The sequence below is a fragment of the Komagataeibacter sp. NFXK3 genome (genome assembly GCF_054182245.1).
This window is the reverse complement of record NZ_JAPIVJ010000025.1, coordinates 1-16,796: the sequence shown is the minus strand read 5'-3', so window position 1 is coordinate 16,796 and position 16,796 is coordinate 1. Positions and strand designations below refer to the sequence as shown.

13 protein-coding genes are annotated in these 16,796 nt (G+C 61.6%); 9 read left to right on the top strand and 4 right to left on the bottom strand.

Annotation, left to right across the window (positions count from 1 at the left end):
- The 4 genes from OQZ28_RS15925 to OQZ28_RS15910 form a co-directional block, all read left to right on the top strand.
- Positions 1-326: PIN domain-containing protein (locus tag OQZ28_RS15925; protein WP_458136628.1), on the top strand; the 326-nt coding region annotated here is incomplete at its 5' end.
- A 64-nt stretch (positions 327-390) separates the two neighbouring features.
- Positions 391-585, top strand: a complete 195-nt coding sequence (locus tag OQZ28_RS15920) for a type II toxin-antitoxin system VapB family antitoxin (protein WP_010512461.1) — start codon at positions 391-393, stop codon at positions 583-585.
- Complete coding sequence (gene vapC / locus OQZ28_RS15915; protein ID WP_007396299.1) at positions 582-974, top strand: type II toxin-antitoxin system VapC family toxin; 393 nt, start codon at positions 582-584, stop codon at positions 972-974. The genes OQZ28_RS15920 and vapC overlap by 4 nt, the downstream gene beginning before the upstream one ends.
- Positions 975-1,266: 292 nt before the next feature.
- Positions 1,267-1,935: a DUF6118 family protein gene (locus tag OQZ28_RS15910; RefSeq protein WP_110570059.1), complete on the top strand. Its 669-nt coding sequence runs from the start codon at positions 1,267-1,269 to the stop codon at positions 1,933-1,935.
- Positions 1,936-1,943: 8 nt separating this feature from the next.
- On the opposite strand, the gene OQZ28_RS15905 is transcribed toward OQZ28_RS15910, so the two are convergent.
- From OQZ28_RS15905 to OQZ28_RS15890, 4 genes are all read right to left on the bottom strand, one after another.
- A complete protein-coding gene (locus OQZ28_RS15905) occupies positions 1,944-2,339 on the bottom strand; it encodes an RrF2 family transcriptional regulator (RefSeq protein ID WP_235720939.1) in 396 nt (131 codons plus the stop codon).
- An 11-nt stretch (positions 2,340-2,350) separates the two neighbouring features.
- Complete coding sequence (locus OQZ28_RS15900) at positions 2,351-2,626, bottom strand: hypothetical protein (RefSeq protein WP_110570055.1); 276 nt, start codon at positions 2,624-2,626, stop codon at positions 2,351-2,353.
- Between the two features lie 341 nt (positions 2,627-2,967).
- Positions 2,968-3,354: a type II toxin-antitoxin system VapC family toxin gene (locus tag OQZ28_RS15895; RefSeq protein ID WP_110570054.1), complete on the bottom strand. Its 387-nt coding sequence runs from the start codon at positions 3,352-3,354 to the stop codon at positions 2,968-2,970.
- A complete protein-coding gene (locus OQZ28_RS15890; protein ID WP_087609099.1) occupies positions 3,351-3,596 on the bottom strand; it encodes a type II toxin-antitoxin system Phd/YefM family antitoxin in 246 nt (81 codons plus the stop codon). Before OQZ28_RS15890 ends, OQZ28_RS15895 begins: the two co-directional genes overlap by 4 nt.
- A 388-nt stretch (positions 3,597-3,984) precedes the next feature.
- Here OQZ28_RS15890 and OQZ28_RS15885 point away from each other — a divergent pair, with 388 nt between their 5' ends.
- From OQZ28_RS15885 to frmR, 5 genes are all read left to right on the top strand, one after another.
- Positions 3,985-4,632, top strand: a complete 648-nt coding sequence (locus OQZ28_RS15885) for an invasion associated locus B family protein (protein ID WP_112209866.1) — start codon at positions 3,985-3,987, stop codon at positions 4,630-4,632.
- A gap of 29 nt (positions 4,633-4,661) precedes the next feature.
- Positions 4,662-6,398, top strand: a complete 1,737-nt coding sequence (locus OQZ28_RS15880; RefSeq protein WP_110570058.1) for a ShlB/FhaC/HecB family hemolysin secretion/activation protein — start codon at positions 4,662-4,664, stop codon at positions 6,396-6,398.
- Entirely contained in the window at positions 6,395-15,337 is an 8,943-nt protein-coding gene (locus OQZ28_RS15875; protein WP_110570052.1) for a two-partner secretion domain-containing protein, read from the top strand. The genes OQZ28_RS15880 and OQZ28_RS15875 overlap by 4 nt, the downstream gene beginning before the upstream one ends.
- Entirely contained in the window at positions 15,324-15,947 is a 624-nt protein-coding gene (locus tag OQZ28_RS15870; RefSeq protein WP_146220231.1) for a carboxypeptidase regulatory-like domain-containing protein, read from the top strand. The genes OQZ28_RS15875 and OQZ28_RS15870 overlap by 14 nt, the downstream gene beginning before the upstream one ends.
- A 542-nt stretch (positions 15,948-16,489) precedes the next feature.
- Positions 16,490-16,765, top strand: coding sequence for a formaldehyde-responsive transcriptional repressor FrmR (frmR, locus tag OQZ28_RS15865; protein ID WP_025829448.1), 276 nt, complete (start codon positions 16,490-16,492; stop codon positions 16,763-16,765).
- Positions 16,766-16,796: the final 31 nt, after the last annotated feature.

Here is a 16,796-nt window from a genome sequence, read left to right as displayed (position 1 = left end):
TTTTCCTGTCTGCCGTCACGGTGGCGGAACTGCGTTTCGGGATCGGGGCGATGCCGACCGGTCGGCGGCGTTCTGTACTGCATGAGCGGCTGGAACAGGAGGTATTGCCCTTGTTCGCGGGGCGTGTCCTGTCGTTCGATCTGGCGGCGTCCCAGGCCTATGCCGAACTGATGGTGCGGGCCAGGTCAGAGGGTCGGGCGATTGGCAAGGCAGATGGCTATATTGCCGCGACTGCCGCATCCCGTGGTTATGTCGTGGCCAGTCGCGACGTGTCGCCTTTCGAGGCGGCTGGTGTGCGGGTTCTCAATCCGTGGGAGGATACCTGATGTCCTGCGGCATGCTTGAGAGCGGATGATTTAATGTGTATGATTTCTATTGGAGATACACATCATGCGAACAAACATCATCATTGACGATGCCCTCATGACAGATGCGCTGAAGGCGTCTGGTGTCAAAACCAAGAAGGAAGCGGTCGAACTCGGGTTGCGGACGCTGATCAGGCTGAAGCAGCAGCGGGAACTCCGTACCTTGCGGGGGAAGCTCGACTGGCAGGGTGATCTTGATGCCATGCGTTCCGACGCATGATCCTGGTGGATTCCTCGGTCTGGATCGATTTTTTCCGGGGTACGGTGACGCCACAGGTTGATGTTCTAGACCGGCTTCTGGGAGAAGAACCTGTCGCCATTGGGGATCTGATGATGACGGAAGTTCTCCAGGGATTTGCGAGTGAGCGGGATTTCAACACGGCACGGCGGATGCTTGGTGCCCTGGATCTGGTGGAGATCGGGGGACGTGATGTCATGATCGAGGCGGCACGATATTTTCGTGACCTGCGCGGCAGAGGCATCACCATCCGGAAGACCATTGATACCCTGATTGCCACACGATGTATCGTAAGCGGGTATCGGCTTCTTTACAGTGACCGGGACTTTGATCCGTTTGTGACACATCTGGGGCTGGAACGGGCTGCCTGATCGGGGGGCAGGCTACCGGGGGAGGGATGTTGTGCAGGAAAAAGAACAAGCCGTTTGTCAGGAGACAGCGCATCTTCTGAGTAGTCCGCGTAATGCGGAAAGATTGCGACGGACTATTCAGAACGCGGCTTCAGACAGTCGGCCAAACAGGCTTACGCTCCTGGCAATGGAAGAAGGGCGAAGGCGGCTGCTTTTCGGGAAGCAGGAAAGGGCCGGAACGCAAGAGGCTGGTCAGGATGATGATCGTCTGGACGTGCCGGAAAACTGAATCTGGATGAGGGGGCTTTCCATCATGAGCGAGACGGATCCGGCCGCGCGCGCCTTTGAGGATCTGTGCGCCGAAATGACGGTGCTCCGGCGCAGCGTGGAAGCGCTGCCCCAGGCATGGCGGGACAACCGGCCGCCTGACTACACGCCGGACCTGGCCAGGCTGGTCAAGGCCCTGAACGACGTGGGCGCGCGCATGAAGGCGATCGAGGCCAGTCCGACGCTGAAGATGACGCCGCAGGCCTATGGGCAGGGGGTACGACAGGCAGGGCTTTCCGTCTGTCAGGACATGCAGGCCGCCTTTCATACCGCGATCCGTGCGGTTCAGGTGGAGCGGCAGCAACTGACCGACATTGTCGGACAGGCCCGTACCCAGGACCGTCAGAACTGGTGGGTGCTGAAGGTCGGGCTGGCCTGTCTGGCTGTCGGGATCGGGTTCTCGCCTGCCTTGACCTATCTCCTACCATCGTCACTAGGGACGCGGGTGGCCTCCTTTATCGTGGGCGGACAGGATCGGTGGGAATCTGGTGCGTTGATGATGGAGGCCGACAATCCCGAAAGCCTGCGGCATATGGTCCGGGCCAACCGGCTTGTGGACGCCAGTCGGGACCGGATCGCTGGCTGCCAGAAAACGGCCAACGAGACGAAGGTGGACCAGTCCTGTGTCCTGACCGTCCGGCCGGATGGGTCATAAGCGTCCTGTCAGGACAGGAGATCATGCACGCTCATGCCGTCGAGGATGGCCATAAAAGCATCGGTTGCCTGTCTGGTCAGGTGACGGAGACGGCAGGCATCTGCCAGGATGCAGGGTCTGCCCTGAAGCGGCGCACAGCCGGTCATGACTTCACCTTCGGTTTCCATGAGGCGGATGACATGCCCGACATTGATGTCTTTCGGGGAGCGGGCCAGGCTGACGCCACCATTCCGCCCCCGGGTTCCCACCAGGAGATCATGATGGCACAAGTCGTTGACGACCTTCACGAGATGGTTATGGGAGATATTGTGCCGCTCGGCGATGTGCCGGACCGTTATGCGGTTCTGTGTGTGTCCATGGCGGGCCAGATGGATCAGCACGCGGAAGGCGTAGTCGGTACGCAAGGTGAGGTGCATCAGCCAAGTCGCGTGGCAGTCGGGCTGATCTGCCCCGAAGGCGTGAAAAGGTTTCCGGGACCATAGTCCGAGGAGGCCAGGTTTTCGAGCTGGTTGCTGACGCGCATCCAGAAGGCGGCGTCATCCACAAGGCCAGCCTCGACACACCGGCCAACGTGATGGCGCGCCCGTTCCCTGGCGCCAGGTAGTCCGTATTCGCGCAGGAGGGCTACCGTCATGGCGTCTGTATCCATGATCTCAAGGTCACGGGCCTGCTTTATTCCTGAACCTGCCATCTGTCCGTCCTTTTTTCACGCCTGTCCTGTGACGACAGCCGGGAAAGCGGGCAATCAGGCACACGCCTCCTGCCCGCCCTGGCGTCGGGCGGGTAGAAACGTGTTCCAAAAGGGCAAAAGCACGCCCTGCCTATTTCCACTACGGCAGACAGGTCTCCCTGTTCACCGCTGGACATAGTCCGGGTGTTGTATTGGGCAGGCCACCCGACAAGGAGGCCGCCCTTTTGGAAAAGGCGTTTCTACGCGCCTCTTTCAAAATACCACATGCTGTCTGGCAGCACCACCCGCCCAGGCTCCCGGTAGCGGTCACAGGAAAGGAGAAGAGAGTGCTGCTGCTCTTTTTAGACGGCCCTGATGGGGCCTGGATAGGACTGCACGAGTGGATCATGGGTCAGGAGGAGGAGCCCTTCGACCGTGGCCTGGGCGACAAGGATACGGTCAAAAGGGTCGCGATGAATATCGGGAAGCTGTCCAACTGCCACGGCATGCTGACTGGTGACGGGGAGGTCTTCATACCCGTTCTCGATGAGGCCACGACGCAACAGATGCGGATCAACCTGGAAGTCTGCCCGGCCAAGCCCGGCCTTGATCGTGACTTCCCACAGGCTTGCGGCGCTAAACATCAGGATGTTCAGAGGGTCTTCCATGAATGTCCGGGCATCGGCGGAGAGTTTCCCCGGGTTTCCGGCTGCCCACAGGAGCAGGTGGGTATCGAGCAGAAGCCTCATGCCTGCCCGTCGAACAGCACGCCGATCTCTTCGTGTCCCATATGATCAAAATCGTCCGGGACTTGGATTTTGCCAGTCAGAAAGCCCAGACGCTGCCTGTGCTGTTCCTCAGGGGCACAGACAGGGCTGACCCGCACAACCGGCTTGCCGGCCCTGGCGATGATGAAGCTTTCACCCTTTGTGGCGGCATCGATCAGCCGGGACAGGTGGGTCTTGGCTTCATGGATATTGACGACACGCATGGCATCCCTCATTGACTTGGTCATACAAACTTAGTTTATTTTGGGCAGATCGGCAAGAAAAAGCGGAGAGCAGCTGCGCTGCGGTCTGGCTGCCACGATGACTGTCTTTGGAAATGAAAATTTCAGACCAAAAATAAATAACTATTATACATTATGTATTGTATAGACGAATACAGTGCATATTTGTTGGTTGTATCAGGATATTTCCACATAAAATGTATGAGGTATGCCGTTATTCAACCGCTAGTTGAATGAATTCTTCTGTTGCTGCCTTCCATGTCAAACTGTATCCATGAATGACGAAATATGTCGTTTTAAAGGCGACGTTCCATTCAATACAGGACCGACCGGTCATCGCCGGTCAGGCTGACCGTTCGGGAGGTTACTGATGCAGTTCAGGGCCGTGGCTTGTGCTTTTCTTTTTTCTGCTTCCCTGACGGGCGTATCCCATGCTGCGGGAACGGCAGCGGTCCCGGCCCCGTCTGCCGCGCCATCGCCCGCAAAAGGGGCCTCTGCTTCTCCGCAGGCCCCGGCCCAGCCTTCGCCGATCACCACGCAGCAGGCTTTTGGCACCTGGCAGGCCAACTGCACCTATGCGCCCGCGACACGCGCGGCTTCGCTGTGCGTGGCGGCCCAGCAGCTGAGCATGCAGCAGCAGGGCAAGGCCGTGCCGCTGGGCATGGTGATCGTCGCCCGGGCCGCGACCGACAGGGTGGCGATCACCGCGCGCCCCTACGAGCTGAGCATCATGACCCCGCTGGGCTTCGACCTCACGAAGCCTGCCACCCTGTCGATGGATAACGGCAAGCCGGTCAGCCTGCCCTATCTGGTGTGCAACGCATCGGGTTGCCTGTCGACGCTGCAGGCGACGCCCGCCATGATCACGGCACTGAAGGCGGGCAGGACCGGCCACATCCGCGTCAGCCGCGTGCCCGCGCAGGGCGGCGGCACGGTGACGATCAATTATGACATGAGCCATTTCTCCGACGCCTTTGGCGCAATCGAGACCTGGTCCAGCCAGAAAGCGCCTGCCTGAAGCCGGCCGCATAGTCCGGAATGCGCGTGATGCGCTGGCAGGTTGGGGCGGCGGCGGCCATGATGGCGCTGCCCGGTGTGGCAATGGCCCAGGTGCCGGGCCTGCCCGGCGGCGTGATGCCGGCGGGGCCGGGCTCGTCGCAGGACCAGTTCCAGCGCTTCGAGCAGCACCAGGAGCAGCTTGACGCGCTGCCGCCACCGTCAAACGACATCCAGATCCAGAGGCCGTCCGCCCTGCCACAGGCATCAAAAACCTGTGTTACGGTGCATGACATCACGGTCGAAGGTGCGCAGCACCTCTCGCGCGCTTTGAGCGATGCGATCACCGGTCCCCATGTCGGCACCTGCATGTCGGTGCGCGATCTCAACGGACTGATCAACGCGCTCAATGCCGCCTATATCCGCCAGGGTTTCATCACCTCGCGGGCCTACCTGCCCGAGCAGAAGCTTTCCAGCGGGCACCTGCGGATCGTGGTGATCGAAGGGAAACTGGCGGGTATCCAGTTACAGGGCCGCCCGGCCCGGCTGGCGACCGTCATGGCCTTCCCCGGGCTGCACGGGAAGATCCTCAACCTGCGGGACCTGGAACAGGGGATCGAGGACATGAACCGGCTGAGCCACTGGGGCGCGCGCATGCGCATCGCCCCCGGCGGCAGGGCGGGGGCGTCCACCGTGGTGGTGACTGCGCCCAAGCGGGGCGTGCTGCACGGCCAGGTCTGGTTCGACAATTACGGCCAGCAGATCACCGGCCAGGAGACGGGCCATGCCATGCTCACGGCGGAAAACCCGCTGGGGCTGCTGGATTTGTGGTCAGTGGAATACGACCATTCGCTTGTCGGCCATGCCGGGCAGCGCGGCACGTCCTACCTGTCGGTCAACGGGTCGATCCCGTTCGGCTACTGGACCGTGTTCGGGTCGTGGTGGCGCTCGCAGGATGACTATCCGCTCGCAACACTCAGCGACATCTACCACCTTGGCGGCGGCCGACGGGACTGGCGGCTGGGCATCTCGCGCGTGCTGCTGCGCAACCGTATCGGCGTGACCACCTTCCAGGCCAGCTACGAGCGCAAGTCGTTCGGCTCGGAGATCAACCATACGGTGATCGACACCGAGACGGCGCGGCAGGCCTTCGTCAACGTGCAGGTCAGTGAATCGCTCAAGGGCTGGGGCGGGGTGTGGTACATCACCGGTGGCCTCAAGGTCGCGGTGGATGGCGCGGGCACGTGGTCGAACTTCATCCGTCCAGGCTGGCAGGACCCGCATTCCTCCTACCTCAAGCCCTCGCTCGACATTGACGGCTACAAGCCGCTTGCGCGCGGCGTGCTGTGGCATACCACGCTGCACGGCGAATACAGCACGCGCGACCAGTTTCCCACTAATGAACTGCAGGTGGGTGGCCCCTATTCGGTGCGCGGCTTCCTCGAGCAGGTCCTGCTGGGCAATGACGGCGGCTACATGCGCAACGACTTCTCGTGGCAGCTGCCCACAAAGGGCCTGAAGTGCGGGAAGTTCGCCTTCATCTGCCACCAGGTCATCGAGGGCACCCAGCTTTACGCCGCCCTTGATGTCGGCGTCGTGCGCGCGGGTTTTGCCTCCTCCTCCACGCCGCCTGCGCTGAAGGGCGGCGAGATGGCGGGCGGTGGCCTGGGGCTGCGCAAGACCACGGGGCCGTTCTTCTGGAACGTCTCCCTGACCCATTCCATGTATACCGGCCCGCTTCCCTCGGAAGGGCTGATCCCGCTGTTTCAGGTTGGAGCGAAGATATGATGAAGACGCCCCGCAGGGTTGCCGCACCCGATATCATTCCGGGTCCGTCACGTCTTCAGCGCTGCGTGCATGTCTTTGCCGCCGTCTCCCTGTTCCTGGCCTCGACCGTGTCCGCCGCATCCGCCCAGCAGGCGGAGCCGCAGATCGTGGTCGATCCCCATGCCGGCGGCCCCGAGCCGACGCTGGACAAGACCCAGAACGGCATCGACCAGGTCAATATCGCCACCCCCAACGCGGCGGGCGTGTCGCATAATGACTTCATCCAGTATGGCGTGCCCGAAAGCGGTGTGATCCTGAACAACGCCACCACGGCGACCGAGACGAAGATCGGGGGCGTGGTGTATGGCAACACCAATCTTGACGGCCATGCCGCCAGCCTGATCCTCAACGAGGTGACCGGCACCCTGCCGACACAGATGCTGGGCTATACGGAAGTGGCGGGGCACCAGGCCTCGGTGGTGGTGGCCAACCCCAACGGCATCACCTGTGCGGGATGCGGGTTCATCAACACCGCCCATGTGACCCTTGCCACCGGCACGCCGGAGATGGATGCCAGCGGCAACCTGAAGGATATCGTCGTCCGGGGCGGCAACATCACCTTCGAGGGGAAGGGCGGAGACTTCACCACCGTGCCGGTGCTCGACATCCTGTCGCGCTCGGTGACGCTCAAGGCGCAGGTCAATGCGGAGACGGCCACTATCGTGGCCGGGCGCAACCGGGTCGATTACGGCACCAACGCGGCCCATCCGCTGGCGTCCGACGGCACGGCCGCACCGGAATTCGCGATTGATACGGCGGCCCTTGGCGGGATGTACGCCAACCGGATCTACATGGTGGTCAACGAGGCCGGCGCCGGCGTGCGGGTTGACGGCACCATGGCGGCCAATGCAGGCGACATGACGCTGACCGATGCCGGCGACCTTGTGCTCAACGGTTCCATGGCGGCTTCGGGCAACCTGCAGGCGCAGGTGGGCGGGCAGGTCAGCAATGCCGGGACGCTGCAGTCAGGTGGCGGGATGCAGCTGGCGGCAGGCGGCGCCCTGAATAACAGCGGGACCATTGGCGGCGGTACGACCCTGGCCGCCCGGGCGGCTGCGATCGGCAATAGCGGGACGGTGACGGCCGGGGCTGGCGCGCTGTCGCTTTCTGCGACCGGTGCGCTCGATAACAGTGGCGGCATCGGCGCATCCGGTGGCGCCCTGTCCGCCCGGGCAGGGTCGCTCGCCAATACCGGCACGATCGCAGCCCAGGCGGGGCTGACGCTGGCCAGCGCCAGCACGCTGTCCAATGCCGGTGGCCAGATATCGAGCACGACCGGTCTGGCCTCGATTGCCGCCGTGGGGGCGCTGGATAATACGGGCGGGAAGATCCTCGACCAGTCGGGTGACATGACGCTGTCAGCGCAGGCCGTCACCAATAATGGCGGGGCCATCCAGGCCGGGGGCAGCCTGACTGCTGCACTGGCCAGCTATACATCCGACACCACGGCTTCGCTGACGGCGCAGCAGGCCCTTGCCGTCACCGCCACGGGGGCGGTCGATAACGAAGGCACGCTGGGTGGCGGCACGGGCGTGACCGTGACGGCGGACCACATCGCCAACGGAGCATCCGCCCTGCTGCTTGCAACCGCGGGCAACCTTACCCTCAACGCGGCGGGGACTGGTGGCCTGGCCAATACGGGGGTCATAAAATCCCAGTCGGCATCGGGCAGCCTGACGATCGACGCCGCCACGCTGGCCAACAGTGACAGCATCCTTGCCGCCGGCACGCTTGGCGTGCGCACGGCCGGTACGGTGACCAATACGGGTACATTATATGGGGCAGGCGGCCTGAGCCTTGCGGCGGGTGGCGCCCTGTCCAACAGGGGCGGGCAGCTTGGCAGTGATACGGGCGTGGTGCAGCTTGCCGCCGCCAGCCTCGACAATACCGGGGGCAAAATCATCGCGACGGATGGTGGCCTGAACATCGATGCCGCCAGTGTCGCCAATAATAACGGCTGGCTGCAGGCAGCCGCCCTCATGTCCATCGTGACGACCGCGCTCGACAATACCGGCGGGACAGTGCTGGGCGGGACATCCGTCACCCTTGCCCGCGATGCGACGGGTGCGGCCCTTGACCACCTGACGAACGCATCGGGCCTGGTCGAGGCCAGCAATGACCTCACGATCAGCGCGGTGAGCGTTGACAATACATCCGGTGGCCTGGTCGGGAAAACCGGTTCTGTTGCCATCACCGATAACGGGTCGGGGCAGGGGCTGTTCACCAATACGGATGGCGCGGTCCAGGCGGGTGGCGCGCTGACGCTTGCGACCGGCCAGTATGCCAGTGACACATCGGCTGCCCTTCAGGCAGGAACCGCGCTTGACCTGTCGGTCACGGGGGCGGCCGATAACGAAGGGGCGATTACGGCGGGTGACGGGCTAAGCCTTTCGGCGGCCAGCCTGGTCAATGGCGCGAAGGGCACCATTGGCGCCCTCGCCGGTGACACGATGATTGCCGTCCATGGGAATGCGGCATCGCCCGCCCTGTCCAACGCTGGCGCCATCGAGGACGCGGATGTCGCCGGTGTCCTGAAGGTTGATGCGACGTCGCTCGCCAACACGGGTACGATCATCTCGCAGGGGAACCAGAGCGTCGACGCCGACGGCCTCCTGCTCAATAGCGGTGAGATCGCCTCACTTGCCGGTAGTAGCGCGCTTTCGGCGGCAGGTCTGACCAATAGCGGCCTGATCGCGACTGCGGCAGGGCTTGACGTGTCCACGACGGATGACCTGATCAATACCGGCACGCTGTATGGTGCGACCGGACTGACGCTTGGGTCAGGGGGCACAACGTCCAATCAGGGCGGGACCATCGGCACGGGGGCTGCGGGCGCGCTGGCCCTGACGGCGGCACAGGTCGCCAATGACAATGGTACGATCCAGGCCGGGACCAGCCTCGCGCTTTCCGCCACAGGCCTCGATAACGAAGCCGGCACGATCCTCGCGGGAGGCGCCATCGGGATCCGCAATGGCGATGCCACGACGCCGCTGACCGCCCTTGATAACCGCGGCGGCGCGGTGCAGGCGGGTGGCAACCTGACCATTGCGGCGGCCAGCCTCGCCAACACCGCCGGCACCCTGGTCAGCGTGGGCGGCAACGTCACGCTCTCCGCAGGGTCTCCCGCCACATTGATGGCGACACTGGACAACACGTCGGGCGGCATCATCCAGGCGGCCGGGAGTGTCTCGATCGCGGCCGGCACGATCGGCAATGACAATGGCCGCATCCTCGCACTCGATGGCAACATCGCGCTGGATGCCGACAGCGCGCCCGCATCCGCCCTGGCTTTCTCGAACGCCGGTGGCGCGGTCAAGGCGGCCGGGAACCTGTCGCTGGTGACGGGGACCTGGTCCGATGATGCCACGGGCGTCATGAGTGCCGGTCAGGGCCTGTCCGTGGTGGCGGCGGGCGACATGGCTGTTGCGGGCACGCTGGTGGGCGGGCAGGGGCTGGGCCTTACGGCCGCTGGCCTGACGACCGCTTCCAGCGGGTTGATGGCGACCGAAAACGGCGTGCTCTCCCTCGTCCTGACTGGAACGGGCAGCGGTGATGGCCTGTCCAATGCCGGGCGGATCGAGGCCGAAGGCCGTGGCGCCACCCTCGACGTCACGACGCAGGTGGCCCTGGCCAATGGCGGCACGCTCGTCTCGCAGGGCGATGTCACCCTTGCGGCGCAGGGCGTGACCAATAGCGGCGAGATCGGTGCGCTGGCTGGCCTGGTGGACCTCAACGCGGCCTCCCTTGCCAATACCGGGACGCTGGTGGCGTCCGACCAGATGAACGCGACCCTGTCCGGCTCCGTGTCGAATTCCGGCCTGGTCTACGGCACGCAGGGCGTGACCCTGAAGAGTGGCGGCGCGATCGACGATACCGATGGACGGATCGGGGGCAATGGCGCGGTCGCCCTTTCGGGGGCCAGCCTGACCAACACATCCGGCGCGGTCATCTCGGGTGCGGGCGCCGTGAGCGTCACCACGACCGGCGCAGTGGGCAATGAAGGCGGTGCGATCCAGGGCGCGGGCAATGTCGCGCTGGCGGCGGCGGCGCTCGATAACACCAGCGCCGGCCGGATCGTCAGCACCGGCGGCACGCTGGATGTCCGCAATGCAGGCGGCGGCGCGATGGCGCAGCTTGCCAATGACGGTGGCGCGCTGCAGGCGGGCCAGGATATCACGCTGGTTGCCGACAGCCTGACCAACGGGTCGGGCGGCCTGGTCAACGCGGCCGATGGCAGCCTGCTGCTCTCCGCCGGCGGCACGCAGGCGGCCGCCAGCATCAATAACGCGGGCGGCACGCTGCAGTCATGGGGCAACCTGACCCTGGTGGCGAACGGGCTGGACAATGACGGCGGCAGCGTGATCGAACGCTCCGGCCAGAATACCCTGTCGCTTGCAAATGCTGGCGGCAGCGCGATGACCGGGTTCAGCGATACGGACGGCGTGGTGCAGGCGGCGGGCAATCTATCGCTTGATACGACCTCGCTCGGTGGTGCTGCGCAGCTGGTCGCAGGGAACACGCTGGCCGTGACGCTCACGGGGGACCTCGACAGTGGCATGCTGTTCCAGTCCGGGGGCGACACGCTGCTGCGGGTCGGGGGCGACTACACGGCCGAGGCCGGTGGCGGCGTGCTGGCCGGGGGCAACGTCACCATCACGGCGGCATCGGTCACCAATAACGGCGCCCTGATGGCCGAAGGCGGCGTCCTGGACGTCTCCTCGGGCGGGGCGATCACCAATACCGGCCTCATTGATGGTGTGGCCGGTGTGGCCCTGGACCTGCCCGGCACCCTGACCAACCAGCTTGGGGCCATCCTTTCGGATAACGGGTCGATCGGGATCGGCAATGGCGCCAGCGGGGCGGCCACCGCCGTGTTCAACCGCTCCGGCGAGATCGTGGCTGACAGCGCCAGCGGGGATGTCCTGATCAACGCTGGCACGGTCACCAATGATGTCCTGGGCGGGGTGACGGTCGTCGCCAATGCCGTCCTGTGGAGCCATAGTTACGCGGGCGGCAGCAATGTCGATATTCCCGTGCCGGCAGGCCTGCTGGATACCGTGACCGGCGCACAGGGCACGGGCCAGCTTGTCGGTCATTCCCAGGGCGGCACGATCTATGTGCAGGAAGATGGTGGTCGTGCCACGCTCAACAACGCCGCCTCCCTGATCTCGGCCGGGCGTGATGTGGATATTACAACCACAGGTGGCATCATCAACGATGCCAGCCATATCGCGGCGGGGCGCGACATCAATCTCAGCGGGGGCAGCCTCGACAATATCGGCTACGCCGTCCAGCATGCTTTCTATGTAACCTGCAAGGCCTTCTACGGCTGTAGCTGGACCAGTCAGTCCGACCCGGCCTTCAAGGGCGGGTCGACGTCGGCCGTAAGGCACAAGAAGAAGTTTGGCCTCATTACGGTCGGCCATTACTGGACGGCCGCTCCGCAGCCCAAGGAAAAATGGGGTTCGAGCGAGACCTATTACGGCCCGACCGGCACCATCGTTGCAAAAGACAATATCACGGGCACCTTCACGGGCACGATCAACAACCAGACGGAAATCGCCAACGCGAGTTCCAGTGAATATACCAGCTATACCGGCGAGACGCCGGGCGGCCTGTCTCCGGTGGCTGCCGCTTCGTCTGCGTCCGGGGTTGCGGCTGACGCCGCGCTGAACGGCGGGGCGACGGCGGCCCTGGCGGATGTCAGCACCGGGGTCGCGGGGGCGGCCGGCACGCGGAGCAGTGCGGCGGCGCCCGCCACCACGGGCGGCACCCTGGCCTATCAGGGGGTCGAGACCGCGCAGGTGAAGGCGTCGGCGACGGCCCAGGAAGCCGCGATGACGCTGCCGGGATTTGCCACCAGCAGCGACCCGACCATCCCGACGGTGATCTCGGCCATTCCGGGCGGCAGCGCGCTGTTCATCGCCGATCCGGACCCCAGCGCGCATTACCTGATCGAGACCAACCCGAAATACGCGACCTTCAGCGGCTTCTATGGCTCGCAATACCTGGTCAACCGGCTGGGCGACAACACGGCGGATTACGAGTTCCTGGGGGATTCGTATTTCGATACGGAGTTCATCCAGCAGCAGATCGTGGCGTCGACGGGCCAGACCTTCCTTGGCAGCAGCTACGAGACGGCCAACGAGCAGATGGAACTGCTGCTCAACAACGCGGTCTCGGAATCCAATGCGCTTGACCTGACCTTTGGCGCAGCGCTGACGGCCAGCCAGCAGGCGGCGCTGACGCAGAACATTGTCTGGTATGTGCCCGAGACGGTGGACGGGCGCAGTGTGCTGGCGCCGAAGCTGTATCTGGCCCCAGGCCAGGCGACGCTTACGGACGGGGCGGAGATCTCGGCGACCAACGTGTCGCTGACCGGCTCGAGCATCAACAATACCGGCACGATCAACGCCAGCAACGCGCTGTCGCTGACCGCGACCAGCGGGGATATCGTCAATGCCGGCGGGACGCTGTCGGGCGGCAGCGTGGCGCTGGCGGCGCTGAACGGCTCGGTCGTCAACGAGGACCAGCTCAATACCTTCATGGTCGATGGCGGGAAGGCGCAGTCACTGGGCGCGCAGGGCACCATCACCTCGGGGGGCGATGCGCAGATCCATGCGGCGAAGGACATCACGTTTGATGGCGGGTCGCTCAGCGCGCTGGGCGATACCACGCTTGTGGCAGGGCAGGGGATCACGCTGGGTTCGGTTGCGGCGAGCGCGTCGCAGGACATCGAGCAGCATGATTACAGCCACCGCGCGGCCGAGACGGAGAATTTTGGGGCGTCGGTCAGCACGGGCGGGAACCTGACGGCGGCCGCCCTCGGCGGCGACCTCACCCTGGCGGGCGCCACGGTCGCGGCCGGGAAGTCGGCCACGCTGATGGCGACGGGCAACGTGAACCTCAACGCGGTCACCGACAGCCAGTCCTCCTATACCCGCACCGTCGAGCACGGCTTCCTGAACAGGACCACCACGACCTCGAGCGAGAGTTCCACCGACCAGGTCGGCAGCACGGTGGCGGCCAATGGCAATGTCACCATGGTCTCGGGCAAGGACATGTCCGTGGCGGGCACTGTCGCAGGCGGCGGCAATGTCACGCTTCAGGCAGGTGGCAGTCTTACGGAGAATGCGCTCCAGAGCACGGCGCAGTCATATTACGATAAGGAAAGTAAAGGATTTTATTTTGATACTGACGGTGCCAAGGCTAGGGTTGGGTTCGGATCTTCCAAAGAAAGCGTCAGTGACAGCAGCACGACCTGGACTCCGAGCATGATTGTGGCGACTGGGGGCACCCTGTCTGCTACCGGCGGCGGCCCAGTAGTCATCAACGCTTCTGATCTTGTTGCCGCGAAGGATCTGAACGTAACCGGATCCTCTGTCCTGCTCAACGCACTGTCTGATGTATCCAGCACGAAGCAGACCAGCGATTTCAAGTTCATTGGCGTGCAGGTCGGACTGTCGGATACCTCCCTTGTCGGACAGGCCGCCAATCTGGCCCTGTCGGCGGCCCAGACTGCCAGCGACAAGGACATGGCGACCCAGTCACTGGATGCCCTGTCAACTGCGGAGAGCGGCGTCAGTATCGGGAAGACTGTGGCCACGCTCGTGGATACCAAGCTGGCCGCGACAACATCAGACGTAACGAAATCCAACATAGAATTGGTAGGAGTACAGGCGGAAGTCGGATTCGAGCATGACAGCAAGACATCCGAAACTATTTCGACCACGGCAAAGGGATCTGAAGCAGAAGCTGGCGATGGACTGACCATGACTGCGACCGGGGCGCAGCCTGCGACAGACAGCAATGCCGGGGATATCATCGCCACGGCCGCGAGCCTGTCAGGTGAGAGTGTCACGCTGGCGGCGCCGGGCAATATCCAGCTCCAGTCGGGACAGGACACCACGCATACGACTACCAGCCAGACGGCCCTGTCCGCTTTTGTCGGCGCGACGGCCTCGCTGAACGCCAATCTGCAGTGGGGGGTCAGTGTTACGGGGCAACTCAGTGCCTCCCATTCCCACACGAATTCACAAAGCACGACACAGGTAGATACGACGGTCACGGGTGCGCAGAATGTGAGCATCGATAATGGGGCGGGGACGACCACGCTGGACGGGGCCAGGGTATCCGGTGGTTCCGTAGATGTGGCGGCGGGTAACCTGAATATTACCTCGGCACAGAATACGGCAAGCTATCTCAGCACGAATGAGAGCGCAGGCTTCAGCTTTGCCGTTCCCGTCTATGGCACGGGCGGGGAGATGGGTTTTTCGGTCAATGCCTCGGCAGGGGTTCTGTCTGACACTTACGCCTCGACGGAAGCCAGTGGCCTTTCCGGGCTTTATGCAGGTCAGGGCGGCCTTGATGTCGATGTTGCCAGCAGCACGACCCTCAATGCCGGCGTCATGGAAAGCACGGCGGCATCCGGCAACATGGTTACAACGGGTAGCCTGACGGCGAATGATGAACAGAATAAATCAGAATATGCCGGCGCATCTGCCAGTATCTCATACGGTAATCTGGGGAGTGGAGGGAATACAGGACCGGATCAAGGAATAGAAAATACAAAAAGAAAAACTTTTGATGGAGGAGCTAATGTAAGCGGATTTGCGGCACCAGTAATTGGTATGACTTCATCGAACAGCCTCTCTTCTATTGGGTCAAATATCACAATTAATTCCGGATCTACGTCAGGTGTCGTGTCCCGTGATCCATCAACTGCAAACCATGCGATCAGTAATGATTTTGATACGAATGAAGCGGGCGAGATTTTGTCCCTAACGAATAGTTTCGAAAAGTCGGTCAAGGCTGCGTACAACGAGTCAAATGCGGTAAAGGCCATGCCAAGCAATAAAAATTTGACAGATCAAGAAAGGATAGAAAATGACAAAAAATAACAATGTTAAAGGATTGTTTTTTGCAATATCTTCGTCGCTTCTTCTTTTTGGTTGTGTGCAGCCTACGCCACCAAAAATACCATTAAATATAAATGAAGTATCATGGGCAAAGAAAAAAGGGAGTGCTTCTATTAAAGGATGTGTTAGTGGAGGATATTTTGAAAAATATCATAACTATCAAGTTCCTAATGGAACATATGATTCTTATCCAATAGAAAGTTCATATCACGATAACCCTTCTCGAAATTTTACAATAGACCTTCTTCCCGAAAATGATTATATGTATAATCTTTCAGAAAAAATGAAACATTACTACTTGTTGCATAGCTATCATACATTGAATGATCCCCGATGGGTTGAATCTTCGGTTATGCCATTTATTCCTCATATTTCGTGCCCTGCAGATGGCCCTAATACTTGCCCATCGAGAGGGCATTTTAATTTTAATAATCTTCCTGCAGGAAACTGGTATATAGTGGCTGGATATAATGCAACCAAAGAAGACAATGCTGTGGCAGTTACCGTGCAAAAAATAACAACCATTGATGGGCAGACAGTTCCATTCGTTTCTTGGTTTGGGGTATTGAATAAAAATCAATGTACGCCTTGATTTATGAATTGAATCGCACCGGGATTGGCGGAGACCGAGGTATGTAAGTTACATGGCGATGGAGTAAGGTCCTCCCGAGTGGCGTAAAACGGACCTGTCAGGAATTTCGTGTTTGGGCGTTTGATGTGAAAGAAGGAGCAGCTCTACCGGAAGTGTCCTCTTTGTAGTGTATGGACCATTTCTTTGATCGGCAGGTTTGACGTAGAAATCCGTCGCGCATCGCTACCTCTGATAATGACATTTATCAAAAGTAGGATGGCAGCTTACGCCTCATCTCGGTCGTTTGGACCACAAGGTTGTTTGCCAAATAGCGGACATCAGCGCTTCAAAGCCTCGTTGCAGAGATTGTCTGGATCTCACTGATTGCACCTATTGAATGATCCCAAGACACAGACAGGCAACCCATGGACGTTATGGTGAAAATTTCAGCAATACGGAATTGTGATCGGATCATATGACAAGCACGTTCCTTATATCCCTTACATACTGCCCCATAGTATGAAAAGGATACTCAAGGGTAGTATATTCGGGAGTAAGCGTTCGTGCCGCACACACCGGCTGAGAAAAAGCGCGTTCTGACCCGCGTGCGCCGTATTCGCGGGCAACTTGATGCGCTGGAACAGGCTTTGGAGAAGGGAACTGATTGCGGTCCGGTGCTGCAACAGGTGGCGGCTATCCGGGGAGCGATCAACGGATTAATGGCCGGTGTTCTCGAAAGCCACCTGCGGGAAGAATTTGTTGAGTGTGCCGGTGATCGTGATGCTGCCAGTGGTTCGATCGAGAATGTGGTGTCACTCGTTCGATCCTATCTCCGGTAATGCCCTCGATGCTGGCTGATAGGTTATTTGG

Bases quoted from the DNA above. Each gene is read 5' to 3' on its own strand.
- OQZ28_RS15900 (WP_110570055.1), bottom strand. From the start codon at position 2,626: ATGGCAGGTTCAGGAATAAAGCAGGCCCGTGACCTTGAGATCATGGAT.
- OQZ28_RS15870 (WP_146220231.1), top strand. From the start codon at position 15,324: ATGACAAAAAATAACAATGTTAAAGGATTGTTTTTTGCAATATCTTCG.
- OQZ28_RS15890 (WP_087609099.1), bottom strand. From the start codon at position 3,596: ATGCGTGTCGTCAATATCCATGAAGCCAAGACCCACCTGTCCCGGCTG.
- OQZ28_RS15885 (WP_112209866.1), top strand. From the start codon at position 3,985: ATGCAGTTCAGGGCCGTGGCTTGTGCTTTTCTTTTTTCTGCTTCCCTG.
- vapC (WP_007396299.1), top strand. From the start codon at position 582: ATGATCCTGGTGGATTCCTCGGTCTGGATCGATTTTTTCCGGGGTACG.
- OQZ28_RS15910 (WP_110570059.1), top strand. From the start codon at position 1,267: ATGAGCGAGACGGATCCGGCCGCGCGCGCCTTTGAGGATCTGTGCGCC.
- OQZ28_RS15920 (WP_010512461.1), top strand. From the start codon at position 391: ATGCGAACAAACATCATCATTGACGATGCCCTCATGACAGATGCGCTG.
- OQZ28_RS15895 (WP_110570054.1), bottom strand. From the start codon at position 3,354: ATGAGGCTTCTGCTCGATACCCACCTGCTCCTGTGGGCAGCCGGAAAC.
- OQZ28_RS15880 (WP_110570058.1), top strand. From the start codon at position 4,662: ATGCGCTGGCAGGTTGGGGCGGCGGCGGCCATGATGGCGCTGCCCGGT.
- OQZ28_RS15875 (WP_110570052.1), top strand. From the start codon at position 6,395: ATGATGAAGACGCCCCGCAGGGTTGCCGCACCCGATATCATTCCGGGT.